Origin of the sequence: Sphingomonas sp. Leaf339 (assembly GCF_001426195.1) — a bacterium.
Classification (GTDB): domain Bacteria; phylum Pseudomonadota; class Alphaproteobacteria; order Sphingomonadales; family Sphingomonadaceae; genus Sphingomonas.
Map to the genome: position 1 here is coordinate 437,145 of NZ_LMRS01000012.1, position 25,824 is coordinate 462,968.

Consider the following 25,824-nt stretch of genomic DNA (forward strand, 5'->3'; position numbering starts at 1 on the left):
TGAAATGTCGCCCGTCAATGATTGCCACCCGCCCCCGGTTCCCCGTTCCGGACAGGTTCGCTATGATACCGTGATGACCCAGCGAACCGGTGGCCGCGTCCTCGTCGATCAACTCGTGGCACAGGGGTGCGACCGCATCTTCACCGTGCCAGGCGAGAGCTTCCTCGCCGTGCTCGACGCGCTGCACGACACCCCCGCGATCGATCTGGTGGTTTGCCGGCAGGAAGGCGGCGCAGCGTTCATGGCCTGTGCGGACGGCACGCTGACGCATCGCCCCGGCATCGCCTTCGTCACGCGTGGCCCCGGCGCGACCAACGCCTCGATCGGCGTCCATGTCGCGATGCAGGACTCGCAGCCGATGATCCTGTTCATCGGCGACGTCGATCGCGGCACCCGCGACCGCGAGGCGTTTCAGGAGATCGATTTCGCTTCGATGTTCGCCCCCATCGCCAAATGGGCTGCCCGCATCGACGACGCCGCCCGCGTCCCCGAATATATCGCCCGCGCCTATGCCACCGCGATGAATGGCCGACCGGGGCCGGTTGTGCTGGCGCTGCCGGAGGACATGCTGCTCGACACGGTCGAGGCGGTCGACCGCCCTCGCGTGGAGCGGATCGCGCAGGGTTGCTACGACACCGCCACGACCCAGCTCGCCGATCTGCTCGCCACCGCCGAACGCCCCATCGCAATCGTCGGTGGCGCCGGGTGGGACAGGACGGCGGGCGACGCCATCGCCGGCTGGGCGGACCGCACGGGCGTTCCCGTCGTCGCCGCGTTCCGGCGCCAGGATGCGGTGGCCAACGACTGCCCCGCCTATGCCGGTAATCTCGGCTATGGCCCCAATCCAAAGCTGGTCGAACGGGTGAAGGCCGCCGATCTGCTGCTCGTCATCGGCCCACGCCTCGGCGAAGCGACGACCGACGGCTACGCCCTTGTCACGCCCGACCATCCCGGCCAGTGGCTGATCCATGTCCATCCCGACCCGAACGAGCTGGGCCGGACCTATCGCACCGATCTGGCGATCTGTGCCGGCATGGCGGAGTTCGCCGAAACGCTCGCTGCGCTCGACGGCCCGGCCCATCCGGCCGCTGCCGATGCCCATGCGGACTATCTGGCATGGTCCACCCCCGCCCCGCGCGATGGCGTCGTCCTCGATCTCGGACCCTGCGTCGCGGCGATGCGCGCGGCATTGCCGGCGGATACGATCATCTGCAACGGCGCGGGCAATTACAGCGGCTGGTGGCACCGCTATTGGCGCTATGCCGGCCTCGGCACGCAACTGGCGCCGACGGCGGGCGCGATGGGATACGGCCTGCCTGCCGCCGTCGCCGCCAGCTTGCGCCATCCCGGCCGCAGCGTCGTCGCGCTGGCCGGTGATGGCTGTTTCCTGATGAACGGTCAGGAGATGGCGACGGCGATGCAATCAGGCGCCAGCATCCTCGTGTTGGTGATCGACAACAGCGCCTATGGCACGATCCGGATGCATCAGGAGCGCGAGTTTCCGGGGCGTGTGGCTGCCACCACCCTCGCCAATCCCGATTTCGCCGCACTGGCGCGGGCCTATGGGGCTTGGGCGGAGACGGTTGAGCGGACCGAGGATTTCGTTGCGGCCCTGGACCGCGCGATCGCCCAACCCGGTGTGCGGTTGCTCCACCTGAAGACCGATGTGGAGGTCATCACCAACGGCACGACGTTGACCGCGATGAAGGCAGCTCAAGGCACGACCCATAAAACGGACGGTTCCCCGGCGGACGCCGAGACCCAGATGGGAAAGCCGCGGTAAGAAATCAGAACCCAACGCCCAACCGCGGACCCTGCCTCCGCCGCTAAGCAGCTTTATGGATCCTCGAATGGCCGCACAGCAAAAGGGACCGCCCCGGTTCCCCGGAGCAGCCCCTGTAGCAGATCAGGCGAGAGCCTTAGATCTTGTCGCCAAGCGCGCCCTTGACGCTGCCTTTGACGTCCTGACCGGTGCCTTTGACCTGCTGGGCCTCGCCCTCGGCCTGAAGCTTTTCGTTGTCAGTGTGCTCGCCAATCGCTTCCTTGACGTTGCCGACGACCTTGTTGGCTGCTGCTGCAACCTTGTCCGTGAACTCACCCATAGGAGCCTCCATCGTTGCTGCCGGGCGAGTACCGCGCCGGCTTCAGCATCTGATGGGGAAACGGCCCGCGGCGGCCACGGTTCCGTGAAAAACCCGTCAGTCGCTCGTCAGATAAGCCCGGCCAGCGGGCTCGACGGATCGGCATAACGCCGCATCCCCATCCGTCCGGCGCGATACGACAACCGCCCAGCCTCGACCGCCGCCTTCATCGCGGCCGCCATCATGATGGGGTCCTTCGCCTCGGCGATCGCGGTGTTCATCAGCACCCCGTCACAACCCAGCTCCATCGCCACCGCCGCGTCGGACGCGGATCCGACGCCGGCGTCGACCAGCACCGGAACGCCCGCGCCCTCCACGATCAGACGGATCGTGACCCGGTTCTGGATACCCAGCCCCGACCCGATCGGCGCGCCCAGCGGCATGATCGCCACTGCGCCGACATCCTCCAGCCGCTTCGCCGCGATCGGATCGTCGACGCAATATACCATCGGCAGGAAGCCTTCCTTGGCGAGCACTTCGGTCGCACGCAGCGTCTCGACCATATCCGGGTACAGCGTCTTCGCCTCGCCCAGCACCTCCAGCTTCACCAAGTCCCAGCCACCCGCCTCACGCGCCAGTCGCAGCGTGCGGATCGCCGACTCGGCCTCAAAGCAGCCGGCGGTGTTGGGCAGATAGGTGATCCGCTTGGGATCGATGAAGTCGGTCAGCATCGGCGCATTGCGATCGGACACGTTCACCCGTCGCACCGCGACCGTCACGATCTCCGCGCCCGATGCCTCGACCGCCGCCGCGTTCTGGGCGAAATCCTTGTACTTGCCGGTGCCGACGATCAGCCGCGACCGGAACGTCCGCCCCGCCACCGTCCAGCTGTCGGTATCGACCGCGACCGCATGATCGCCGCCGCCGACGAAGTGAACGATCTCCAGGTCGTCGCCATCCTCGACGCACACATCGCCCAGCGTCGATCGCGGCACGACCTCCAGATTGCGCTCCACTGCCACCTTATCCACCGCCAGCCCCAGTTCGGTCGCCAGCGCCGCCAGCGTCAGCCCGGCGCTGACCCGCTTGTGTTCGCCGTTGACGGTGATCGATACGGTGCCATCGGTATGGGCCATGATCCGGTTCCAGTCGCGTACGTTCGAGTTAAGGCCCCACGGGAACACGCGTCTCGACTTCCCTCGACACGAGCGGGTAGATGGGGCGAACAGATAAGGGCGATCTAGGTTCGCCCACCCAGTCTCGCAACCTAAAGTGGTAACGCAACCGAAAGTGCCCGATGCCCGATACCGTATTCGTCCTGAACGGCCCGAACCTGAACCTGCTGGGCCTGCGCGAACCCGACATCTATGGCCATGACACGCTCGACGACATCGCCGGGATGCTCGAAGACCGGGCTCGCGAGCTCGGCCTCGCCATCGACCTGCGTCAGTCCAATCACGAAGGTCATCTGGTCGATTGGCTGCACGAGGCGCAGGCGGTGAAGGCAAAGGCGGTGCTGCTGAACGCGGGTGGCTTCACGCACACATCGGTTGCTGTACATGATGCGATCAAGTCGGTGGTGACGCCGGTGATCGAAGTGCATCTATCAAACCCGCACAAACGTGAATCCTTTCGACACGTCAGCCTGATCGGGCAGGCAGCGAAGGGTACGATTGCGGGGTTCGGTGCGCTTTCCTACCTGCTCGCGCTTGAAGCCGCCGCCCGCATCTGACAGACGCCGCCGATTGAAAAGGGAAGGGTCACGATGACCGAAGGAAATCCGAACGGGCCGATGCAGATCGATGTCGATCTGGTCCGCCAGCTTGCCGAACTGCTCGATACGACGCAGCTGACCGAGATCGAGGTGGAGGACAAGGATCGCAAGATCCGCGTCGCTCGCAAGGCCGCGCCCGTCGCGGCACCGGTGCAATATGCACCGGCCCCCGCCGCGACCCCGTTGGCCGCAGCACCGGCCGCCGCCTCGCCGCCGGCAGAAGTAGGCGCGCTGGCGCCCACCGTCAGCGCCGATGCGGTGAAATCGCCGATGGTGGGCACCGCCTACCTTTCCGCCGAACCGGGATCGAAGCCGTTCGCGGCGGTCGGCCAGAAGGTCGCCGCCGGCGACACGCTGCTGATCGTGGAGGCGATGAAGGTCATGAACCCGATCCTCGCCCCCTCCGCCGGCACGGTGATGCAGGTGATGGTCGAAAACGGCCAGCCGGTCGAATTCGACCAACCCCTGATCGTCGTCGCATGAGCCGGACCGCGTAATGGCGCAGATCAAGAAGCTGCTGATCGCCAATCGTGGCGAGATCGCGCTCCGCATTCACCGCGCCTGCCATGAAATGGGCATCAGGACGGTGGCGGTGCATTCCACCGCCGATGTCGATGCCATGCACGTGCGGCTGGCGGACGAGGCGATCTGCATCGGTCCGCCCTCGGCGACCGACAGCTATCTGAACATCCCCAACATCATCTCGGCGGCCGAGATCAGCGGCGCCGACGCGATCCATCCCGGCTATGGCTTTCTCAGCGAAAACGCGCGCTTCGCCGAGATCGTCGAGATGCACGATTTGATCTTCATCGGGCCTAAGCCCGAACATATCCGCACGATGGGCGACAAGGTCGAGGCCAAGCGCACCGCCGGCAAGCTCGGTCTGCCGCTCGTTCCAGGATCGGACGGGGCGATCAGCGACGTGGCCGAGGCGAAGAAGCTCGCCACCGATATCGGTTATCCGGTCATCATCAAGGCGGCCTCAGGCGGCGGCGGTCGCGGCATGAAGGTCTGCAATAGCGAGGACCAGCTCGAAACCCTGATGCAACAGGCCGGAACCGAGGCCAAGGCCGCGTTCGGCGACGCCACCGTCTATATGGAAAAATATCTGGGCAACCCCCGGCATATCGAATTCCAGATCTTCGGCGACGGCAACGGCCAGGCGATCCATCTCGGCGAACGCGATTGCTCGCTCCAGCGCCGGCACCAGAAGGTGCTGGAGGAAGCCCCCTCGCCCATCATCACGCCGGAGGAACGGTCGCGGATGGGCGGCATCGTGGCAAAGGCGATGGCCGACATGGGCTATCGCGGTGCCGGCACGATCGAATTCCTGTGGGAAGCCGGTGAGTTCTATTTCATTGAAATGAACACCCGGTTGCAGGTCGAACATCCCGTAACCGAGATGATTACGGGCATCGATCTGGTCCGCGAACAGATCCGCGTCGCCGAGGGGCATCCGCTGTCGGTGACGCAGGACGAGGTCCGCTTCACCGGCCACGCGATCGAATGCCGGATCAATGCCGAGGATCCGCGCACCTTCATGCCCTCACCCGGCAAGGTGACGCAGTTCCACGCTCCCGGCGGCATGCACGTCCGCGTCGATTCCGGCCTGTATGCGGGCTACAAGGTGCCGCCCTATTACGACAGCATGATCGCCAAGCTGATCGTCTATGGCACCACCCGCGAACGCTGCATCGCCCGCCTCCGCCGCGCGCTGGAGGAATTCGTGATCGAGGGGATGAAGACCACCATCCCCCTCCACCGCGACCTGATCGAGGACCCGGAGTTCCAGGCCGGCAGCTACACGATCAAGTGGCTGGAGGAATGGCTGGCGAAACAGGACGCCTGACGATGCGGCGCGGGTGGCTGATCTGTCTTCTGCCCGCGCTGCTCGCCGCAGGCCCGCCCGCGCCCAATCCGGTTCGTGACTTGGCGGGGCGATACTCGGCGCATTTTGAGAATGGGTTGGTCGACGGCAGCAGTTACTGGAGCGATGATGTGGCCGAAATCGTGCCCGTCGATCGCCGCCACGCCTACCTGAATTTCAGCCTGGCATTCTACAACGGACACAGTTGCAGTCTGTCCGGCATCGCCGCGGCCGAAGGCAATGCGCTGGTTTATCGCGCCCCGGCCGACGACGCGATACCGGGCGAACCACCGTGCCGCCTGCTCGTCCGTCGCATGGGCGATACGCTCGGCTGGGAGGACGACGGCACGTGCAAGATGCATTGCGGAGCACGCGGCAGCTTCCTGAACGGATCACTGCCCTGGCGCAGCAAACGTGCGATAACCTATATGCCGCGGCTTAAAGCATCGGCCGGGTATCGGGGTGCCATGTCGGAGTGGCAGCGATGAAAACGGCAGTCGGTCGCCCAACGCGGGCGTGATCTCCCGACCTGAACGGCTCACGCACAAGCCATTCCAAACCACCATCGTTTTCCGCGGAGGCCGGAACATCGCTGAGGGAACGAGCGCCATGATCATAGCTCGCAAGCGCCTTCCCGAACCTTATTTTCCACGGCTGCGCGCGTGCCTCCATGTGTTCCACCCCATCGACCAACCGATGTCCTACACCGCGACAATCAATTACGGTCATCCGGATGCAGCCAGCCCCCGCCTTCGGTTTAATCGAAAGCCGTCCATCGCGCCCTCGCGTACGCCCGCGCGCGAGGGACGGGTGTGACTTTAGTGACTTTCGATCCACCCAAGCGCACCCATGATAGGAAGTTAAGATGCCGTTAACTCGGGCATTACAGACCGAAATGCCCGCTTTTCAGGCACCCCTTACCCGCCCATTGCGGACTTGCCCGAGAGCGTGGCGACTGGCACGCTGCATGCAACACGCCCAGACGGGCGAGGGATCAATGCGCACCGGGGGCATGAAGTGAAAAAGGTCGAAGCCATCATCAAGCCGTTCAAGCTGGATGAGGTGAAGGAAGCGCTACACGAAATCGGCGTATCCGGCATCACCGTCACCGAGGCCAAGGGATTCGGCCGGCAGAAGGGTCATACCGAGCTGTACCGCGGCGCCGAATATGTCGTGGATTTTCTACCCAAGGTTAAGCTTGAGGTCGTTGTCGAGGACGCGCTGGCCGACCGCGTGGTTGAGGCGATCGCCGCCGCCGCGCAGACCGGCCGGATCGGCGACGGCAAAATCTTCGTCATTCCGGTCGAGGCGGCGCTCCGCATCCGCACCGGCGAACGCGACGAGGCCGCAATCTGAACGCGAGCGGATTTAATTTCACGATCATTTGACGCGGCGCAACATCCTGTGGAATTGGGGCGCCGCGCCGCAACATCCACGCCGGCGATCCAGCCGGTTCATTTCTAGAGCAAGGGGCATCCACATGGCAATTTCGGCCAGCGACATTCTGAAGCGGATCAAGGAAGAAGAGATCGAGTGGGTCGATCTGCGGTTCACCGATCCCAAGGGCAAGTGGCAGCACCTGACCATGGTCGCCTCGCTGCTCGGCGAGGACGAGTTTACCGACGGCCTGATGTTCGACGGCAGCTCGATCGAAGGCTGGAAGGCGATCAACGAATCCGACATGACGCTGATGCCCGATCTGGAGGCGGTCTACACCGATCCGTTTTCGGCCACGCCGATGCTGATCGTGTTCTGCGACATCGTCGATCCCTCGACCGGTGAGCTATATGCCCGCGATCCGCGCTCGACCGCGAAGCGCGCCGAGGCGTATCTGAAGACCACCGGCGTCGGCGACACCGTCTATGTCGGCCCCGAAGCCGAGTTCTTCCTGTTCGACGACGTTCGGTTCGAAAACAGCTACTCGACCAGCTACTACAAGATCGACGACATTGAGCTGCCGGGCAATTCGGGCCGTGAATATGAAGGCGGCAACATGGGCCACCGCCCGCGCGCCAAGGGCGGTTACTTCCCCGTCGCGCCGGTCGACTCGGCCGTCGACATCCGCGGCGAGATGGTCTCGACCATGATCGAAATGGGCCTGCCCTGCGACAAGCACCACCACGAGGTTGCCGCCGCGCAGCACGAGCTGGGTCTGACCTTCGGTACGCTGACCCAGACCGCCGATCGCATGCAGATCTACAAGTACGTCGTCCATCAGGTCGCGCACGCTTATGGCAAGACTGCGACGTTCATGCCCAAGCCGATCAAGGAAGATAACGGCTCGGGCATGCACACGCACTTCTCGATCTGGGAAGGCAAGAACCCGCTGTTCGCCGGCAACGGCTATGCCGGTCTGTCCGACATGTGCCTGTATTTCATCGGCGGCATCATTAAGCATGCCAAGGCCGTGAATGCCTTCACCAACCCGTCGACCAACAGCTACAAGCGGTTGGTGCCGGGTTACGAAGCGCCGGTGCTGCTCGCCTATTCGGCGCGTAACCGCTCGGCCTCGTGCCGCATCCCCTATGGCACCGGCCCCAAGGCGAAGCGCGTCGAGGTTCGCTTCCCCGATGCGCTCGCCAACCCCTATCTCGCCTATGCGGCACTGATGATGGCGGGCATGGACGGCATCCTGAACAAGATCCATCCGGGCGAAGCGATGGACAAGAACCTGTACGACCTGCCGCCGGCAGAACTCGCCCAGGTCCCGACCGTCGCCGGTTCGCTCCGTGAGGCGCTCGATTGCCTGGAGGCCGATCACGACTTCCTGCTGAAGGGCGACGTGTTCTCGAAGGACCAGATCCACTCGTTCGTCGAGATCAAGCGTTCGGAAGTCGCCCGCTGGGAAATGACGCCGAGCCCGGTCGAATATGATATGTACTACAGCGGCTGAGCCGTGCCGCGTCGGCACGGCGGTGCGCCAACGCGCACAGCCGCTGTCGGCCGGCGGGGCATCATCCCGACCCACGAGTAAAAAAGGGCGTCCGGCAAAACCGGGCGCCCCTTTTCAACTCACGATTGAGACAGCAGACAAACAAACCACCGCACAACATCAACCACATGCGGGATCACATAATGAAACCTCTGCCGCATTCGCCATTGGAAAGCTAAACGATGGCATCGCAACAGGCAGTCGTCGATGCGATCATTCTCGCCGCGTCCGGCGCTGGAGACGTATCCGCCCGCAAGATGTTCGGCGAATATGCGCTTTACTGCGACGGCAAAGTAGTTGCGCTGATCTGCGACGATCAGTTGTTCGTCAAGCCGACCGATGCCGGTCGTCACCTCGCTGGTGCAGTCGAAGATGTGCCGCCTTACACGGGTGCGAAGCCCAGCCTGCTCATCCCACCGGATAGATGGCAGGACGGTGCGTGGCTCTCGGAACTGATCCGCGCCACGACCGATGCCCTGCCGCTACCGAAACCAAAAAAGACGAAGAAACGATAGGATACCGCGCGGTCTCGGCCTCAGGCGGAAAACTCACACCAGCAACACCGTGCTCCCCCGCGTTTCGCCAGCCTCCATCGCCCGATGCGCAGCCGCCACGTCCTCCAGCCCGAAAGTCTGGCCGATCTCCGGCTTGATCGCCCCGCGCGCCAGCATCGCGAACACCCGATCCGCCATCGCCTGCCGCTCACCCGGCGTCGTGGTATAATCGAACAGGGTCGGCCGCGTCACGAACAGCGACCCCCGCGCCGCCAGCACCCCCAGATTGACGCCGTCCACCGCGCCGCCGGCATTGCCATAACTGACGATCAGCCCCCGCCGCGCCGTGGCCGCCAGCGAGATGTCCCATGTCGCCTTGCCGATGCCATCCAGCACCACCGGCACGCCCACACCATCGGTGATCTCCCGCACCCGCGCCGCGACGTCCTCGGTTCGGTGCAGGATGACATAATCGGCTCCCGCCGCCCGCGCCATCGCGGCCTTTTCCTCGCTGCCGACGCTGCCAAGGACGGTGGCGCCGATCGCCTTCAGCCAGCCGACTAGCAGATGCCCGACACCACCGGCCGCGGCATGGACCAGCACCGCCTGCCCCGCCGTCACCTTGGCGCATTGTTCGATCAGCATCGCCGCAGTGGCACCTTTCAGCATCAGCGCCGCCGCGGTCCGATCGTCCACCGCCGGCGGGAGGTGGACCAACTGCCCGACCGGCACATTCCGCGCCGTGGCATAGGCACCCCGCGCCGGACCGAACGTGCCGACCCGGTCGCCCGGCGAAAACCCATCGGTATCCGGCCCCGTCATCTCGATGAACCCCGCCGCTTCCGATCCCAACCCCGCCGGCAGATCGACGGGATAGACGCCGCTGCGGTGATAGGCGTCGATGTAGTTCAGCCCCACCGCCGTGCTGCGGAACCGCACCTCGCCGGGGCCCGGTGGCGGCAGGTCGACATCGACCCACTCGATCACCTCAGGTCCGCCGGTACGCTCGATCCGGGCGACGCGGGCTGACTGGCTCATGACGATATTCTCCTCGGGCATGCAGGTGTCGCGAACGTATCAACTGCGCGACCGGTTGCACCCGCTGGCCATTCGACAGGCATCGACGTATATACGCGTGCATACCAGGAGCATGGCCATGGGCGTGATCGAAACCAAAACCTTTAAAAGCGGAAACAGCGTCGCCGTTCGCCTGCCCAGGAGCCTGGGGTTCGAAGCCGGCGTGCCGGTGGTGATCGAACAGGTCGGCGACACGATCACGCTGCGCGCGAGCGTCGACATGACGGAGGAGAAGCGCAAGCTGACGGAACTCGTCACGCGGCTGCGCGATGTATGGGGGGATGCGCCGCGGCCAACCTTCGATCGGGAGGATACACGATTCGAGTTTCCTGACCGACCCGGCCTTTATTGATGCATCTGATCGACACCAACATCGCGATCTATCTGCGCGATGGGCATGGCGAAATGACCACCCGCCTGATAGCCCTGTCGCAACGACCTGCCATCTCGTTGATGACATGGGTAGAGATGGAGGGCGGCGTTCACACCCATCCGCGCTTCGCCGCGTACCGGCGCGCGGCAACGGACGCACTGGTCGCAGCCGTCGATATCCTGCCGCTCGATCCACCGGTGGTCGCCGCCTATACCAACATCGTCGGCGCCTGCGGGTTCTCCCGCCCGCGCATCCTCGACCGGCTGATTGCCGCCACGGCGATCATCCATAGCCTGACGCTCGTCACCATCAACGGCGACGACTTCCGCAACATTCCCGGCCTCTCGCTCGATATCTGGCCCGCCCCGGCTCAGTAGTCCCGCGATATCCGCACGTTCGCGCTCTGCCGGCCGAGCGTCGAGATACTCGACAGCAGCGAGAGCCAGCGCGTCACCTGAAACTCTACCTGTGTCGCCGAGTAACCCTGCCCGTCAGTTACGATCTCGGCATAGAGACGTCGCGTCACATATTTGCCCGCCGCGATCGACGTGCCCTGTCCGGTCTGCGGATCGGCTGGCAGGATGCGGAGCCGGTCGAGGCCCGCCGCCCGGCGCACCGCGTTGATCGGGTTCAGGCCATTGCCGCCATCCTGCAACGCCGCCACCGCAGCGGCCAGTTGCAGTGCCTCGGGCGCGGACAGGTTGGTGATCGACGTGCCGAACAGCAACCGCGACAGCAACTCGTCCTCGGGCAACGTCGGCACACTGGAAAAGCCGATCTCAGGCTTCAGCGCGTTGCCCGTCACGCGGATCGATGCGTTTAGCCCGGTCGAGTCCGCATTCGCCTCGATATCCAGCGCGGGATTGGCGGGCGTCTCGCCACCGAAGCGGATGACGCCGCGTGACAGTTCGAACTCGCGGCCGGCAAATTCGTAATCGCCGCGGATCAACCGCGCCTGCCCGGTGATCGCCGGGTTTTCCGGCTGGCCACCGATCTGCAGGTTCGCCGACCATTCGCTGGTCAGGCCCAGTCCGCTGACCATCACGCCGGTCCGTGCCCGCGCGTTCAGGGCCAGCGTCCACGGTGCGGTCGGGCGATCGTCGCCCTCGTCGCCGCCCGGCACGTTGATCTCGCGGATGTTCAGCTTCGGAGCCGCCGTCGCTGCCGTTGCCTGACCCAGGCGATATCGCGCGGCGTCCAGTGTCACTTCACCCGAAATCGTCCCACCCGTGCCGTTCGACAGGAACCGCAACGGACCGGTCACGGTCGCGCCGATATCGTCGCGCGCGATCATCACCGCCTTGTCCGCCTGCAACTTCAGGTCCAGGCCGATGCCGTTGGCGGCGGCGAAATCGAACTGCCCCGCCCCCGTCACCCGACCGCCACGCCCGGCATCCGCGCCGAACCGGTCGATCGCCAGCCGCGATCCGGCGAAGCGGCCGCTGGCTTGCACATTGGTCAGCAGCGTCCCCGTCGTCGCGCTTTCGATGCGGGCGCCGTTGGTCTGCAACGCACCACGGATCACCGGCGCGCCCAGTCGCCCGGTCACATCGGCGCCGATCGATACCGGCCCCGAGAGGTCGAACAGCTCCACGCCCGTCAGCCGCCACAGCGCATCAGCCGGCCCGGCATAGCGCAACTGTGCGAACAACCCCGCACCCGCCAGCCGCGCCGCCAACGATCCGCTGCCCAGCGGCGCGAGTTGCGCCTGCGCCCGCCCGATCGTCTTGCCACCCGATGCCATCACCGCGCGCAGTCCGGCGCGATCGGCGCGCAGCACGCCCGCGACGCCGACATCGATCGGGGTCGAGTTCAGCACCAATCCCGCCCGCGTCAGCCCGCGCACCGTCATATCGACCCGCCCGGTCGGCGCACCCCCCGCCGCCGCCGCCAAACTCAGCGTGCCGGACGCGCTGCCCCCCAGCCCCAGTCCGGGAAAACCGATGTCGAGGATCGTCAACGGCATCTTCGTCACGCTGCCGTCCACCGCCACGCCACCGGCGGACCAGCGTCCCGCCAACCGCGCCTCGCCACCCGCAAAGGTCAGCCGCGTCGGTTGCAGGCGCCAGCCATCGCCATCGCGCGCGATCACCGCCGGCGCCAAAAATTGCAGCGACCGGCGATCCAGCGTCCCCTGCACGTTCACGGTAAAACCATCGGGCCGCACCTGTGCCACCGTCTGGATATCGAACGCCCGCCCCCGCGACCCGGCGATCGACGCGCGGATTTCGCCCGTGCCATTCGTCAGCTTGGCGGTGCCTGCAAACCGTGCCAGCGACAGTCCGCCATAACGCAGGCCCAACCCCCGCGCCGTGGCATCGATCACCGGCCCGCCCTCCGCCAGCAGCACCGAACCGTCCAGCCGCCCGACCCGAAGCGTCGCGCCGTCGAACGCCGCCTGTCGCGCGTCGAGATGCGCCTCGATCCGCTGCACCTCACCGACCGGCCGGAACAGCAGTTCGCCCGACAGCGCTCCCGTCACCGCCACCCGGCCGTCGAACCCGCCATCGACGATCGCCAGACTGCCCCGCCCCCGCGCGCCCGCGACATCCACTGCGTCGATCGCGACCGAGGATTGCTGCCCACTGGGCAACAGGATCGACCCATTTGCGCGGAACGGACCCAGCCGCGATCCGCCCGCCGCCACGAACGCGAAGCCGGCCACGGTCGGGTCAAGATGCGCGCGCACATCACTCAATCCCAACGCTTCATTGGGCCGGGCCAGCCGCAGGTCGATCGTCGGCCGTTCGATCGGGCCGTCGAGCATCAGCGTCACGGGACCATAGGTCGCCTGCCGCCCCGTTCCCTCGAAATGGAACGTCCCGTCCCGCCGGCGATAGCCGTTACCGCTCAGCCGCAACCCCGGCGCGGTCAATTGCAGGCCGTTGAAATGAAGGATGCCGTCCAGCGTCCGCTCCAGCCCGGTCACGATCCGCGGCAATCCGCCCGTTAGCGACCGGAAGAACGCATTGTCCAGCCGTCGCACCTGCGCCACACCGCGCCCGACGATGCGGGTGCCATGGCCATTGGGTCCCGGCACGACCTGCAACGTCGAATCGACATCGACCACGCCGATACCGGGGATCAGATACCGGGCGAGCTGCCCGCCCAGGCCCACCTGATACCGGCCGGTACGCAGGTCGAGCGCCAGCGTGATCCGCCCCTGCAGCTTGTCCGATCGCAGCCGCAGGTTGCTGCCCGTCAGCGTCGGTGGCGCCAGTCGGAGCGCGCCGTCGATCGCCAGGTTGTTCAGGATACCGCCCGCGACATTGCCGACGCCCGTCACTCGCGCCGCCGTCACCCGGATCGGCACCGTCGTGGGAAACGGCGACAACCGCCCGACGCCACCGGCGCGCACCCGCTCGAACCCGGTATCGTCGAACGCCAGCCGGTCGGCGATCAATCGATAGTCGTATTTCGCCGTTGCGAACGCCCCGTCGAGGATGGCGCGCAACTCGATCCCACGCCCGCTCATGTTCGGAAACAGCGCCGCCGGCCGCAGCAACCGCGTGCGGATCTTCAGGTTGCGATAGACGCCAGCGCCCAGATCGATCTCGCCATCTGCCTCCGCCGCCAGTGCCGCCGAGCGCAGACCAAGCCGCCCGTCCAGCCGCCGATTCGCGAACGTCGCCGCCCCCTCGACCAGCAGACGCGGCGCCGCCAGCCGGGCCGCCTTGCCCGTCAGCAACGATGCCGGCGCGATCGTGCCGCCCAGCGTATAGCGTCCCTCCTGCGCGGTCAGCGCCAGATCGACGACGCGAGCGCCAACCACCTCCGCCCGTGCGTCTCCGCGCCACCGTGCCCAGCTGCCGTCACCCGCCACCGTCAGCGTCAACGGTCCGCGGACGCCCACCGCCTTCGCCAGCACGCCGCCGGCCGCGCCGGCCCCGCGCACATCGATATCGAAGCGGTCCTGCGCCGGCGCCGCATAGATCGCCAGCCGCAACCGGTCGCTCCCCTCGACCAGCGCATTTAGCTTTACCACCGCTCGGCCCGACCGGATATCCGCCTCACCCGCCAGACGCCCCACCCGCTCGCGCCCCAATACTGGCGGCGCCAGCACCAGCCGGCCGACATCGACGCGGCCGATGCGAATGTCGAAATCGGGAAGGATCGGACCACGCTTTCCCGTCACCCGCGTGTGTGGCACGTGCGCCAGCCGCGCCTCGGAGATCGCCAGCCGGTCGATCGACAGCTCGTTCCACAACCAGCGCCATGGTGCCCAGTCCAGCTCGACACGCGGCGCGCTGAACACCAGTCCGTCGACGTCATAGACGCGCAGGTCGTTCAACCGCGTGTCGGCATAAAGCGACCCGTCGATCCGCCCGACCGCAAAGCGCAGCCCGTTCGCCGTCCGGATCGCGCCGATGCGCTCCGCAACCAGCCGATGACCCCACGGCGTATCGACCAGGATCAGCGCCATCGCGGCGATCGCCGCCAGCGCTGCGATCGCACCCGCAATCCATCGCCGCCACCGCATCAGAATGCCTGCCCCAGCGACACGTACACCGCGATCTTTGAATCACCCGGCTGCGGGTTGATCGGCGTGCCGACGTCCAGCCGGATCGGCCCGAAATTTGAATAGTATCGCACGCCCAGACCCGTGCCGTAGCGAAAGCCGGAGAAGCCCGGCAACGGCGAGGTATAGATGTTGCCCGCGTCGAGAAACGGCACGATCCCGAAATTGCCAAACGCCTTCACCCGCGCTTCGATCGCGAATTCCGTCAGGCTGCGGCCGCCGATCGGATCGTTGTTGGGATCGCGCGGCCCGATCGACTGGTATCCGTACCCCCGCACCGACGCGCCGCCACCGGCATAGAAGCGCCGCGACGGCGCCACCGCGTCCCGCGGCGCGCCGACGATCGTGCCCAGCCGCGTCCGCCCAGCCAGCACCACACGCGATCCAATGCTGCGATAGACGCTGGCATCGACCTGCGTCCGCGCGTAACCGAACACCGCGCCCTGCAAAGAAACTTCAGGGCTCAACCGCCCGCCCAGCCGGAACCCGCGCGTTGGGTTCAACAGGTCGTCGGTGCCATCATAGATCAGGCTGGTCGGCAGCGCGCCGATGAAGAACGTCCGCCGTCGCGGCAAGCCGGTCGAGAGCAACACGTCCTGCTCGTCCGACGCCAATAGCTCCGCTCCCAGCGACCATGTCCAGGTCTTCTGGAAGAAGATGTTCGTCTGCTTTTCCAGCGATCCCGACAGCGAATAGGTCTTGGCGTCGTATGCATCGCGATTCTGATGGGCAGCCGCCGCCTGCAACGTCAGCACCCGGTCGCGCGCCTGGAAGTTGTTGCGGCGATAGACCAGCGACGACAGCTGCTCCTGCGTTCCCAGCACGCTGCGGATCGTCAGCGCGCCTTCGGGCGGGAACAGATTGCGGTGCGTCCAACTGAGTTCCAGCCGCGCGCCTTCGCCCGTGCCGTATCCCAGCTCGCCCGCCACGGTGCGCGGCGGGGCGGGGTCCAGCTTCACCGCGACGTCGACGGTGCCAGGCTCCCTGCCCTCGACCGATTCCAGTTCCACCGCCGCGACCAGTCCGGTCTGGATCAGCGCCCGGCGCAGGTCGTCGACGCGCGACTGATCGAACGTCGCCCCCCGCCGGAAACGGGCGATATCGGCGACGTGATCCGGCCCGAATACGCTGTTGCCCGGCAGCGCGACGAAATCGCCGAACCGCCGCGCGCCGCCCGGCTGAACGCTCAGGTCCAGCGTCGCCGTCTTCGCTGCGCGATCGACCACGATCGCCGGCTCGCCCACCTTGGCGAAAGGAAAGCCCGCGCGACCGATCGCGGTCTCCAGCGCGGTCTGCCCAGCAACCACCGCATCGGCATCGACCGCGTCACCTGCCTTCACAGCAAAGGCAGTGTTGAGCACCGTGGTCTTGTCCCCCGCCGCATCCACCCCGGCCAGCGTGACCCCCGCGAACCGGTAAAGCCCACCCGGATCGGTATCCAGTACCACCAGCGGTCGCGCACCCGGCTCCACCCGCGTAGTCACCTGCGCATCATAATATCCCTGCGCCCGCAACAGCGTGAGGAGCAGTGCCGCATCCTCCTGCGCCCGACGATCGAGTTGCGCCGCATTGGCCACCGCGCCGTCATTGGCGTCAAGCGTCGAGTTCTCGGCGAAACGCTGGCGCAGCAGCGGCGTCGCAACCTTTTCGATCCCGTCGATCCGCCACGTATATCGGCGCTCGGCGGTGACGTCGGTCGTCGCGGCCACCGCCTGCGGATCGACCGGTTCGACGGAGAGCGTCGGCCAGTCCACGCCGATATCGGGTAGCGGCGCCAGCGGCGCGTTGGGATCGACTGTTTCTGTGCCGACGGCGGGCGTCTGCCCGGCGGCAGGCACGGCATTGCCCTGCGCCGAAAGAGGCGATCCGGCCAGGGCAAGACAGACGGCGGCGGCATGGCCCGCCCGCCGGATGCGGCATTCCATGCTCGCCCTCTAGCTCCGCTCCGGTCCGATACCTACCCCTATGATCCGGGAATATCGACGGAACAACCGGACTTTCGATCAGCCGCGGTCACCCCGGATCAGTGCACCGTCCCGATCGCCTCGTCGACCGACAGGATCACGATCAGCCGCTCGACCTGCCGCCAGCGGCAGAAATGGATGTGATTGCCCAAATCGCGGCTGCGGTCGGCGCGGGCGGCGGCCTCGGTCGCGGCATCGGTGCCGAAGGCGGCGATCAGTTCGGCGGCCGTCGCGGCCTGACCAGCGTCGGTGATATACGGGGCGATGTAACGGGCAGACGGCATCGCCTCCCATCCCGTCCGCGGACACGTTCGTCAATCGCCCGTCGCAACGGCTCGCCGCATCGACGCGGCACCATCACCGGGTAGCGTCCGCCCGCCGGGCGTGGCAGGGTTGTCGCCATGTCGGATCGATCCCCTCCCGCCGCCGCCGGCGGCGTCCTCATCGCGATCGGGCCGCTGGTCGGCGTCGCCATCGGTTTCGCCTTTGGACAGGCCACCCCCGGTTTCCTGATCGGGCTCGCCGCGGGTGGCGCGGCCGCGCTGCTCATCTGGTTAAAAGACCGCCGCTAACGCGGCCGTCGCATCTGCCACACGACGCGGCCGATCATTTCCACCGGCGCGTCGGGTAAGGGCGGACTGAGCGCATTGTCGCTGCTCGCCACCGGCACGCCGCCGCGCAGTGCCACTCGCTTCACCATCGTCGCGCCATCGATCCGCACCACGAACACGCCGCCGCGCGGCCCCGGCCGGCGATCACCGGTGTCGACCAGGATATGATCGCCGTCGAACAGCCCCGGCTCCATCGAATCGCCCTTGACCCGCAGGATCGCCGCCGCCCCCGGCGACAGGCCCAGCCGCCGCGCCAGTGACGGATCGATCAGGTCGGTCCCCACGGCCACCTCGTCATCCACCTGCGCGCCCGGCCCTGCCGACACCGCCACGTCCAAGCGCGGCACCCGCCACATCGCCGCCACCGCGCGTCCACTCAGCATGGCCGGTGCGACACCGAAGAACGCCGCCAGACGCGCCACGTCCTCCTCCACCAGTGATCGCGGCGTCCCCCGCCGTACATATTGCTGAACATAGGCGGCATTGCGCCCCAGCATCCGCGACAACGCCGCCAGACTGGTGCCGCTCGCCGCGGCCAGAGCCGCCAGCGCGGTTCGCGGATCGTCCTGCGCCATGCCGGATCATTATCGTAGGAATAATTCCTAGACAAGTTGGAAATGGAGGAACAGACCAAGAACGTAATATTAGATTCGCGGGGTCCGTCATGTCGTTGCTCATCAAGATCGATCGCTATCTGCGGGAGACGGGTATCTCCGTCTCCCGCTTCGGGCGTGAGGCGGTCAACGACCCCCGTCTGATCTTCGATCTCCGCCGCGGCCGGGATCCAGGGCCGGAAATCACCGCCAAGGTCGAAGCCTATATCGCGGATGCCCAGGCATGACGCTCCTCGCCCGCTTCAAACGGCGCTTGCCGACCGATCCCGCCCTGCCGCTGATCCGCGCACTGATCGCCGATGCCGCGGCGAACGGCTGCACCGTCCATCTCGTCGCGAGCGCGACTCGCGATTGGGCGAGCGCGACCTTCGTTGGCGCCCAACACAGCATCCTGCTGACCGCCATCGCCAGTCCGGCGCTGACCGTATGGCTCGCCGCCCTGCCGTCCGCACAACTGGTGCCCGGCCGCGATCTGCTCGGCGACCTGACGGTTGACCGGGTGTCGCCCGTCGGCAACGAATGCCAGATTGAGTTGTCCGCGCTGACGCTGGTGGAGGCATGATGATGCGCTGCAATATACTGTTGATATAACGTAACACGATCGTTACGAAGCTGTGCGACCTTTCCCCCGCGGAGCTTTCAGTTCGATGATGCGTCCCCTCCTCCTCGCCGGCACCGCCTTGTTGGCCATCCACACACCGGCGTCGGCAGAAGGCCCAACGGTCGACGCACCCGTCGCGCCGACCGCCGCCGCCGAGCCCGTCCAAGCCGATCGCGGTGGCGAGATCGTCGTCACCGCACCGTTTCAGCAGAGCGAGGCCGATGTGCTGTCCGGCACCTCGATCATGAGCGGCGAAGAACTTCAGCGCGCGCTGCGCCCGACGATCGGCGAGACGCTCGCCCGCCTGCCCGGCGTGTCCGCCACCTCGTTCGGCCCCAACGCCTCGCGCCCCGTGCTGCGCGGTTTCCAGGGTGAGCGCATCCGCGTGCTGACCGACGGCATCGGTTCGATCGACGTATCAAACACCAGCGTCGATCACGCCGTCGCGATCAATCCGCTGATTGCCGAGCGGGTCGAGGTGCTGCGCGGCCCCTCTGCCCTTTTGTTCGGATCGTCGGCGGTCGGCGGTGTCGTCAACGTCATCGACACACGCATCCCACGCAGCGTGCCGGAGGCCGGATACCGGGTCGCCGGTAACCTGACCTATGGCTCCGCCGCTAACGAGCGGTCCGGCGGGGCGGCGGGTGACGTCGCGGTGGGCGAAGGCTTCGTCGTCCATGCCGACGGATCGTACCTGAAGACCAACGACCTGAAGATCGGCGGCTACGCCCTGTCCCAGCAGCAACGTGCCGCCTCGCTCGCCACCGCCGCCCTGCCCCCGCAGGCGGTCGAACCCGGCGAGGACGCGATCGATTTCGCCGGCAACGCCGCCATCCGCGGTCGCTTGCCTAATACCGCATCCGAGACGTGGAATGTCGGCGTCGGCGCCGCGCTGATCCGCGACGGCGGCAATATCGGCATCTCGTACAGCCGCTACGACAGCCTGTACGGCGTCCCCATCCGCTACGCCACCGAACAGGGTCAGGAGCAGGAGGCCCCCCGCATCGACCTGAAGCAGGACCGGGTCGATCTGCGCGCCGAAGTCGACACCGGCGGCGGCTTCCTCGACCGCATCCGCCTGCGCGCGGCAATGGCGAACTATACCCATTCCGAACTCGACCCCTCGGGTGCGGTCGGCACAACGTTCAAGAACCAAGGACTCGAGGGGCGCCTCGAGTTCGTGCAAGCGAACCATGGCGGCTGGCTGGGGGCATCCGGCGTGCAGGTGTTCAACCGCCGCTTTGACGTCGAGGGCGACGAGGCATTTCTGCCGCGCAACGAAACCAGCCAGGTTGGCCTTTTTACGCTGCAACAATACAGCATGGGCGCCTTTCGTGCCGAAGCGGGCGCACGGTATGAAACCACATCGGTCGACGCCCGCACCGTGGTCGGCGACGATCGCTTCGCCCGCGGCGGCCGCGATTTCCGCGCGGTGTCCGGCTCGCTCGGCGCGTCCTACGAAATTGCCCCGAACATCCGCATCGGCCTGAACGGGTCGCGCACCGAACGGGCACCGTCGGCCGAGGAACTGTTCGCCAACGGTCCCCATGCCGGCACGCAGTCTTACGAGCTCGGCAACCCCAATTTCCGCCTCGAAAAGTCATGGGGACTGGAAGCGACGCTGCACGCGCACCGCGAGAATTGGAGCTTCGACGCCGCCGCCTATTACAACTGGTTCTCGAACTATATCTTCGACAATCAGGTTGATCCCGTTGCGTGCGAAACCGCCGCCGCACCGTCCGGCCGCACCGTCGATCTGCCGTGTTTCCAATATGCGCAGGCCGATGCGCGCTATTACGGGCTGGAAGCGCAGGGCAATGTCCGCCTCGCCAAGCTGGCCGGTTACAAGATCAACGCCGATCTGCTCGGTGACTGGGTCCATGCCCGCATCGTCGATCAGGGTCCCGTCCCCCGTATCCCGCCGATGCGCCTGCTCGGCGGTCTCGAAGCGCAGGGCGATCGCCTGACCGCGCGCGCCGAAGTCGAACACAGCTTCGAACAGGACCGCGTGACCCAGTTCGAAACGCCCACTGGCGGCTTCACGCTGGTCAACGCCAGCCTCGCCCTGAAGCCGTTCGGCGCCAGCAACCAGACGACGCTGACGCTCAGCGCCAACAACATCTTCGACGTGAACGCCCGCCGCCATGTCAGCTTCCTGAAGGACTTCGCCCCGCTCAGCGGCCGCGATCTGCGCGCTACACTGAGCTTCCACCTCTAGGCGTCGCCTGTCTCCAAGTCGGACTTGCCCCGACGCCGCCATCCCCGTACCGCCTCTTCCAAACGGAGAGCGGCAGATGGCAGGCATGGGCAGGTTCGACTGGGAAGACCCCTTCCTTCTCGACGATCAACTCACCGAAGACGAACGGATGATCCGCGACACGGCGCGCGCCTATGCGACCGACCGGTTGTTGCCGCGCATCGTCGATGCGTTCGCCCATGAACATACCGATCCCGCGATCTTCCGCGAGATGGGCGATCTCGGCCTGCTCGGCCCCACCATACCGGCTGAATATGGCGGCGTCGGTGCCAGTTATGTCGCCTATGGTCTCATCGCGCGCGAAGTGGAGCGGATCGACAGCGGCTATCGCTCGATGATGAGCGTCCAGTCTAGCCTCGTGATGTACCCGATCCACGCCTACGGGTCCGAGGAACAGCGCCTGAAATACCTACCGAAACTGGCGTCGGGAGAATGGATCGGCTGTTTCGGCCTGACCGAGCCCGATGCCGGTTCCGACCCCGGCAGTATGACGACCCGCGCCAAGAGGGTCGAGGGCGGCTACGTCATCTCCGGCGCCAAGACGTGGATCAGCAACTCGCCGATCGCCGACGTCTTCGTGGTCTGGGCCAAATCCGACGCGCATGACGGCAAGATCCGTGGTTTTATCCTGGAAAAGGGCATGAAGGGCCTCGTCGCACCCAAGATCGAAGGCAAGCTGTCGCTGCGCGCCTCGATCACCGGCATGATCATGATGGACGAGGTGGCGGTGGGCGATGACGCGCTGCTGCCCGATGTCGAGGGGCTGAAGGGCCCCTTCGGCTGCCTTAACCGCGCCCGTTACGGCATCAGTTGGGGCGCACTCGGCGCCGCCGAATTCTGCTTCCACGCTGCGCGCCAGTACGGTCTCGACCGCAAGCAGTTCGCCACGCCCCTTGCCGGTCGCCAGCTTTATCAGAAGAAGCTTGCCGACATGGAAACCGAGATCGCGTTGGGCCTGCAGGCATCGTTGCGCGTCGGCCGTCTGATGGATGAAGGCCGCTTCGCCCCGGAAATGGTCAGTCTTGTGAAGCGCAACAATGTCGGCAAAGCGCTCGATATCGTCCGCATAGCTCGCGACATGCATGGCGGCAACGGCATCTCGGGCGAATACCATGTCATGCGCCACCTGATGAACCTTGAGACGGTCAACACCTATGAAGGCGCGCACGACGTCCACGCCCTGATCCTCGGCCGCGCGATCACTGGTATCGCCGCATTCTGACGCTCGCGACGCCAAAAAACAACAAATGTGAAGTCGGCGCCGCTGCCGGTAACCAAATAAAAGGCTGTTTCTCCTAGGCCCGCATCAGTGGCGATAACCGACGCCGGGTCGGTGCGCGCTTGTGGGACGACAACGCACCATCATGACACGTTTTCGGGAGCAGGATCGCAAGGCGCCAATCCATGCCGCCAAGGCACCTTCCCGTGATGTCTTCCTGATCGAGGACTCGGTCGCGCTGGGCATGTTGCTGCAAAGTAAGCTTCGCGCATCCATCTCCGCGAACGTCGTGTGGCTGAAGACCTATGCAGAAGCGGCCCGCGCGCTGTCGGAACAGGCACCCGCCCTCGCCATCACCGGCATCAACCTGCCCGACGCCCCCGATGGCGAGATCATCGACCTGCTGGCACAGCATGACGTGCCGACGATCCTGTTCACCGCCACACTCGACCGCAAGGCGCGCGAGCGATTCACGTCGCCGAACATCATCGATTATTTCTTCAAGAACGCGAACGACATCGTCGACCATGTGGTCAGGACCGTCGCCCGCTTCACCGACAAACTCGCACCGTCGGTGCTGATCGTCGATGACATGGAAAGCGGTCGTTCGGTGCTGGCGCAATTGCTGCGCCACCAGCATTATCGCATTTTCCAGGCTGCATCGGGGGCCGAAGCGCTGCGCATACTGGCCGATGACGACGCCATCCAGTTGGTCATTACCGATCATCACATGGCGGACATGGACGGCCATGAACTCACCCGCCGCATCCGCGCGCGCTATGCGGCGGACCGGATCAGGATCATCGGCATCTCCGCTTCGTCCGATCCGTTTCTCTCCGCCCAGTTCCTGAAGGCTGGCGCCTCCGACTTCATTTATCGCCCCTTCATCACCGAGGAGGTCCGCTACCGGATCGAAAGCAACATCGACACGCTCGGCCAGATCAAGCACCTGCGCTTCCTGGCCGACCGCGATCCGCTGACCTCGCTGTACAACCGGCGCGCCTTTTTCGAACGCGCGCACCCGATGGTTGACGACCTGCGCGCTAACGATGGGCAGGGATCGATCGCGATCCTCGACATCGACCATTTCAAGAAGGTCAACGATCGGTACGGCCACGATGCCGGCGACAAGGTTATCAAGCAGGTCGCCCGCGTGCTGGAGGATTGCTGCGCGCGCGGCAACGCCATCACCGCCCGGTTCGGCGGCGAGGAATTCATCATCCTGTTCACTGATCTGCCGCAGCACGAGGTCCACGCCCGCTGCGACGCGATCCGCACGACGATCGAGAATATCGGCATTCCCTACAACGATGCCGTGCTGCGCATCACCGCCTCGATCGGTGCCGCTCTGATCCAGCCCGCTGAGGGCCTCGACAACAACCTGAACGCCGCCGACCAGATGCTGTATATGGCCAAGAACGGCGGCCGGAACCGGGTGGTCTATGACGCGGTCTATTGCTGACTGCTCGCACCGGGAGGCGCCGGTAGCGATATTCTGCTAAGTTGCCGTAATGTCCGCCGCCCCCCTTACCGGCCTGAAGGTCGTCGAACTCGCCCGCATTCTCGCCGGCCCCTGGGCGGGTCAGACTCTCGCCGATCTTGGCGCCGAAGTGGTGAAAGTCGAAAGCCCGGAAGGTGACGACACCCGCCGCTGGGGGCCACCCTTCATCGATAATCCCGACGGTAGTCGCGACGCCGCGTATTTCCACGCCTGTAATCGCGGCAAGACCTCAATCGTTGCCGACTTCACCGACCCCGCCGACCTCGCCCGCGTCCACGCGCTGATCGCGGACGCCGATGTGGTGATCGAAAATTTCAAGGTCGGCGGCCTTGCGCGCTTCGGGCTCGACTATGCATCGCTGGCCGCGCGCCACCCCCGCCTCGTCTATTGCTCGATCACCGGCTTCGGGCAGGACGGCCCCTATGCACCCCGCGCCGGCTATGACTTCGTGGTGCAGGGAATGAGCGGCATCATGGACCTGACCGGTGACCCCGCCGGCCCACCACAAAAGATCGGCGTCGCCTTCGCCGATATCATGACCGGCCTCTACGCCGTCATCGCCATTCAGGCCGCGCTGGCACAGCGCGAGCGGACTGGGCGAGGGCAGCAGATCGACATGGCATTGCTCGACACGATGACCGGCGTGCTCGCCAACCAGGGGATGAACTGGCTGGCGGGCGGCGTCGATCCCACCCGCGCCGGCAACGCGCATCCCAATATCGCGCCCTATGCGGTATTCCCGACCAGCGACGGCTGGTTCATCCTGGCGGTCGGCAACGACGCGCAATTCCGCCGCTTCTGCGCCGTTGTCGGGTTGCCGATGGACGAGCCCCGCTACGCCACCAATGCGCTGCGCGTCGAACACCGCGCCGCCCTCACCCTGGCGATCGAGGATGCCACGAACCGTTTCCGGCGCGACGATCTCCTCGCCCGCCTCGACGCCGCCGGCGTCCCCGCCGGCCCGATCAACAGCGTGGCGCAGGCCTTTGCCGATCCGCAGATTATCGCGCGCGGCATGGCGATCGACGCCGCCCGCCCGGATGGCTCCACCGTCCCCGGCATCCGCACCCCGATCCGCTTTTCCGACGCCGATCTCGCCCCGCCCCGCGCCGCGCCCCTGCTGGCCAAGCGCCCGCCGTCATGCGATAAAGAAGCATAAAAATCAGGAGAGCATGTCATGGCCACCGCCGCCCGAATCCGCCCGGAAACCACCGCGGCCGAATGGGAGGCGCGTCAGCAGCTCGCCGCCTGTTACCGCGTGTTCGACATGCTCGGCTGGTCGGAGATGATCTACAACCACATCACGTTGAAGGTGCCGGACGAGGAAGGCGCATTCCTCATCAACCCGTTCGGCCTGCACTTCTCCGAAGTCACCGCCTCCAGCCTCGTCAAGATCGACATCGACGGCAACAAGCTGGACGATAACCCCTATCCCGTGAACCGCGCCGGCTTCGTTCAGCACGCCGTGTTCCACCGCCACCTGCCCGACGCGCATTGCATCATGCACACCCACACCACCGCCGGAATGGCGGTCAGCTCGGTCGAGGGTGGACTGCGCCCGATCAACTTCTACGCCTGCAACTTCGCCGGCCAGATCGCGTATCATGATTTCGAGGGCGTCACCGTCCGTTCCGAAGAGGGCGAACGCCTCGTCCGCAATCTCGGCGACAAGCGCATGATGTTCCTGCGCAACCACGGCATCCTCGTCATGGGCCGCACCCTGCCCGAGGCGTTCGTGAAGCATTGGGCGCTGCAACGCGCCTGCGAGATCCAGCTCGCCACCCTGTCGATGGGCACCCCGCTGGAGGTCGCGCCAGAGGTCGTTGCTGTCCACCAGCGCGACCTGCACATGGCGCAGGTGCCCGGTGGCCCCGGCGCCGCCGACTTCGCCGCCATGGTCCGCCTGATCGAGAAGCGCGACACGAGCTGGCGCGAATGAT

At 66.0% G+C, this 25,824-nt stretch carries 25 protein-coding genes; 18 read left to right on the plus strand and 7 right to left on the minus strand.

The genetic code is table 11. The annotated features are described in order from the left end of the window. The first annotated feature begins 73 nt into the window (after positions 1-73). The gene (locus tag ASG67_RS08830; RefSeq protein ID WP_082543424.1) at positions 74-1,783 is read left to right on the plus strand and encodes a thiamine pyrophosphate-binding protein; all 1,710 of its coding nucleotides are present in this window, start codon (positions 74-76) and stop codon (positions 1,781-1,783) included. Positions 1,784-1,919: 136 nt separating this feature from the next. On the opposite strand, the gene ASG67_RS08835 is transcribed toward ASG67_RS08830, so the two are convergent. Then, entirely contained in the window at positions 1,920-2,102 is a 183-nt protein-coding gene (locus ASG67_RS08835) for a CsbD family protein (RefSeq protein WP_056528460.1), read from the minus strand. A gap of 107 nt (positions 2,103-2,209) precedes the next feature. Continuing rightward, positions 2,210-3,217 carry a sulfur carrier protein ThiS gene (gene thiS / locus ASG67_RS08840; RefSeq protein ID WP_082543398.1) on the minus strand — a complete coding sequence of 336 codons (1,008 nt, stop codon included), beginning with the start codon at positions 3,215-3,217 and terminating at the stop codon, positions 2,210-2,212. Positions 3,218-3,378: 161 nt separating this feature from the next. Here thiS and aroQ point away from each other — a divergent pair, with 161 nt between their 5' ends. The 7 genes from aroQ to ASG67_RS08875 all read left to right on the plus strand — a co-directional run bounded on the left by aroQ (position 3,379) and on the right by ASG67_RS08875 (position 9,169). After that, entirely contained in the window at positions 3,379-3,813 is a 435-nt protein-coding gene (gene aroQ / locus ASG67_RS08845; RefSeq protein WP_056528463.1) for a type II 3-dehydroquinate dehydratase, read from the plus strand. 33 nt (positions 3,814-3,846) lie between these two features. After that, positions 3,847-4,338 (plus strand): acetyl-CoA carboxylase biotin carboxyl carrier protein, encoded by a 492-nt coding sequence (gene accB, locus ASG67_RS08850; protein ID WP_056528466.1) that lies wholly within the window; start codon positions 3,847-3,849, stop codon positions 4,336-4,338. 13 nt (positions 4,339-4,351) lie between these two features. Then, positions 4,352-5,704, plus strand: a complete 1,353-nt coding sequence (gene accC / locus ASG67_RS08855; protein WP_056528468.1) for an acetyl-CoA carboxylase biotin carboxylase subunit — start codon at positions 4,352-4,354, stop codon at positions 5,702-5,704. Beyond that, positions 5,680-6,210, plus strand: coding sequence for a hypothetical protein (locus ASG67_RS08860; RefSeq protein WP_056528471.1), 531 nt, complete (start codon positions 5,680-5,682; stop codon positions 6,208-6,210). The genes accC and ASG67_RS08860 overlap by 25 nt, the downstream gene beginning before the upstream one ends. A 529-nt stretch (positions 6,211-6,739) precedes the next feature. Beyond that, positions 6,740-7,078: a P-II family nitrogen regulator gene (locus tag ASG67_RS08865; protein ID WP_056528474.1), complete on the plus strand. Its 339-nt coding sequence runs from the start codon at positions 6,740-6,742 to the stop codon at positions 7,076-7,078. A 124-nt stretch (positions 7,079-7,202) separates the two neighbouring features. Beyond that, positions 7,203-8,615, plus strand: a complete 1,413-nt coding sequence (glnA, locus tag ASG67_RS08870; protein ID WP_056528477.1) for a type I glutamate--ammonia ligase — start codon at positions 7,203-7,205, stop codon at positions 8,613-8,615. A gap of 221 nt (positions 8,616-8,836) precedes the next feature. After that, the gene (locus ASG67_RS08875; protein ID WP_056528480.1) at positions 8,837-9,169 is read left to right on the plus strand and encodes a TfoX/Sxy family protein; all 333 of its coding nucleotides are present in this window, start codon (positions 8,837-8,839) and stop codon (positions 9,167-9,169) included. 33 nt (positions 9,170-9,202) lie between these two features. On the opposite strand, the gene ASG67_RS08880 is transcribed toward ASG67_RS08875, so the two are convergent. After that, positions 9,203-10,186 (minus strand): quinone oxidoreductase family protein, encoded by a 984-nt coding sequence (locus ASG67_RS08880; RefSeq protein ID WP_056529167.1) that lies wholly within the window; start codon positions 10,184-10,186, stop codon positions 9,203-9,205. A 118-nt stretch (positions 10,187-10,304) separates the two neighbouring features. On the opposite strand from ASG67_RS08880, the gene ASG67_RS08885 reads away from it, so the two are divergent. Both ASG67_RS08885 and ASG67_RS08890 read left to right on the plus strand, forming a co-directional pair. Continuing rightward, positions 10,305-10,577: a hypothetical protein gene (locus tag ASG67_RS08885; protein ID WP_082543425.1), complete on the plus strand. Its 273-nt coding sequence runs from the start codon at positions 10,305-10,307 to the stop codon at positions 10,575-10,577. After that, the gene (locus ASG67_RS08890) at positions 10,577-10,975 is read left to right on the plus strand and encodes a PIN domain-containing protein (protein ID WP_056528486.1); all 399 of its coding nucleotides are present in this window, start codon (positions 10,577-10,579) and stop codon (positions 10,973-10,975) included. Before ASG67_RS08885 ends, ASG67_RS08890 begins: the two co-directional genes overlap by 1 nt. Here the strand turns inward: ASG67_RS08890 and ASG67_RS08895 are convergent. The 3 genes from ASG67_RS08895 to ASG67_RS08905 all read right to left on the minus strand — a co-directional run bounded on the left by ASG67_RS08895 (position 10,969) and on the right by ASG67_RS08905 (position 17,365). Further along, on the minus strand, positions 10,969-15,078 hold the full coding sequence (locus ASG67_RS08895; protein ID WP_056528489.1) for a translocation/assembly module TamB: 4,110 nt from the start codon (positions 15,076-15,078) through the stop codon (positions 10,969-10,971). The genes ASG67_RS08890 and ASG67_RS08895 overlap by 7 nt on opposite strands. Beyond that, positions 15,078-17,042, minus strand: coding sequence for an autotransporter assembly complex protein TamA (locus tag ASG67_RS08900; protein WP_056528492.1), 1,965 nt, complete (start codon positions 17,040-17,042; stop codon positions 15,078-15,080). Before ASG67_RS08900 ends, ASG67_RS08895 begins: the two co-directional genes overlap by 1 nt. A 98-nt stretch (positions 17,043-17,140) precedes the next feature. Beyond that, on the minus strand, positions 17,141-17,365 hold the full coding sequence (locus tag ASG67_RS08905) for a hypothetical protein (protein WP_056528494.1): 225 nt from the start codon (positions 17,363-17,365) through the stop codon (positions 17,141-17,143). A gap of 117 nt (positions 17,366-17,482) precedes the next feature. Here ASG67_RS08905 and ASG67_RS19195 point away from each other — a divergent pair, with 117 nt between their 5' ends. Then, entirely contained in the window at positions 17,483-17,653 is a 171-nt protein-coding gene (locus tag ASG67_RS19195) for a hypothetical protein (protein ID WP_200940750.1), read from the plus strand. Here the strand turns inward: ASG67_RS19195 and ASG67_RS08910 are convergent. Beyond that, the gene (locus ASG67_RS08910; protein ID WP_056528497.1) at positions 17,650-18,267 is read right to left on the minus strand and encodes a helix-turn-helix transcriptional regulator; all 618 of its coding nucleotides are present in this window, start codon (positions 18,265-18,267) and stop codon (positions 17,650-17,652) included. The genes ASG67_RS19195 and ASG67_RS08910 overlap by 4 nt on opposite strands. A gap of 89 nt (positions 18,268-18,356) precedes the next feature. Between ASG67_RS08910 and ASG67_RS19200 the strand changes: the two genes are divergently transcribed. From ASG67_RS19200 to ASG67_RS08940, 7 genes are all read left to right on the plus strand, one after another. Then, positions 18,357-18,533, plus strand: coding sequence for a hypothetical protein (locus ASG67_RS19200; protein ID WP_200940751.1), 177 nt, complete (start codon positions 18,357-18,359; stop codon positions 18,531-18,533). Further along, the gene (locus ASG67_RS08915; protein ID WP_056528500.1) at positions 18,530-18,868 is read left to right on the plus strand and encodes a hypothetical protein; all 339 of its coding nucleotides are present in this window, start codon (positions 18,530-18,532) and stop codon (positions 18,866-18,868) included. The genes ASG67_RS19200 and ASG67_RS08915 overlap by 4 nt, the downstream gene beginning before the upstream one ends. Before the next feature lie 85 nt (positions 18,869-18,953). Then, positions 18,954-21,125 (plus strand): TonB-dependent receptor, encoded by a 2,172-nt coding sequence (locus ASG67_RS08920; protein WP_200940752.1) that lies wholly within the window; start codon positions 18,954-18,956, stop codon positions 21,123-21,125. A 76-nt stretch (positions 21,126-21,201) separates the two neighbouring features. Next, complete coding sequence (locus ASG67_RS08925; protein ID WP_056528503.1) at positions 21,202-22,386, plus strand: acyl-CoA dehydrogenase; 1,185 nt, start codon at positions 21,202-21,204, stop codon at positions 22,384-22,386. A gap of 142 nt (positions 22,387-22,528) precedes the next feature. Further along, on the plus strand, positions 22,529-23,845 hold the full coding sequence (locus ASG67_RS08930) for a diguanylate cyclase (RefSeq protein ID WP_056528506.1): 1,317 nt from the start codon (positions 22,529-22,531) through the stop codon (positions 23,843-23,845). Positions 23,846-23,894: 49 nt separating this feature from the next. Continuing rightward, a complete protein-coding gene (locus ASG67_RS08935; protein WP_056528510.1) occupies positions 23,895-25,043 on the plus strand; it encodes a CaiB/BaiF CoA transferase family protein in 1,149 nt (382 codons plus the stop codon). Positions 25,044-25,061: 18 nt separating this feature from the next. Further along, on the plus strand, positions 25,062-25,823 hold the full coding sequence (locus ASG67_RS08940; protein WP_056528513.1) for a class II aldolase/adducin family protein: 762 nt from the start codon (positions 25,062-25,064) through the stop codon (positions 25,821-25,823). Position 25,824: the final 1 nt, after the last annotated feature.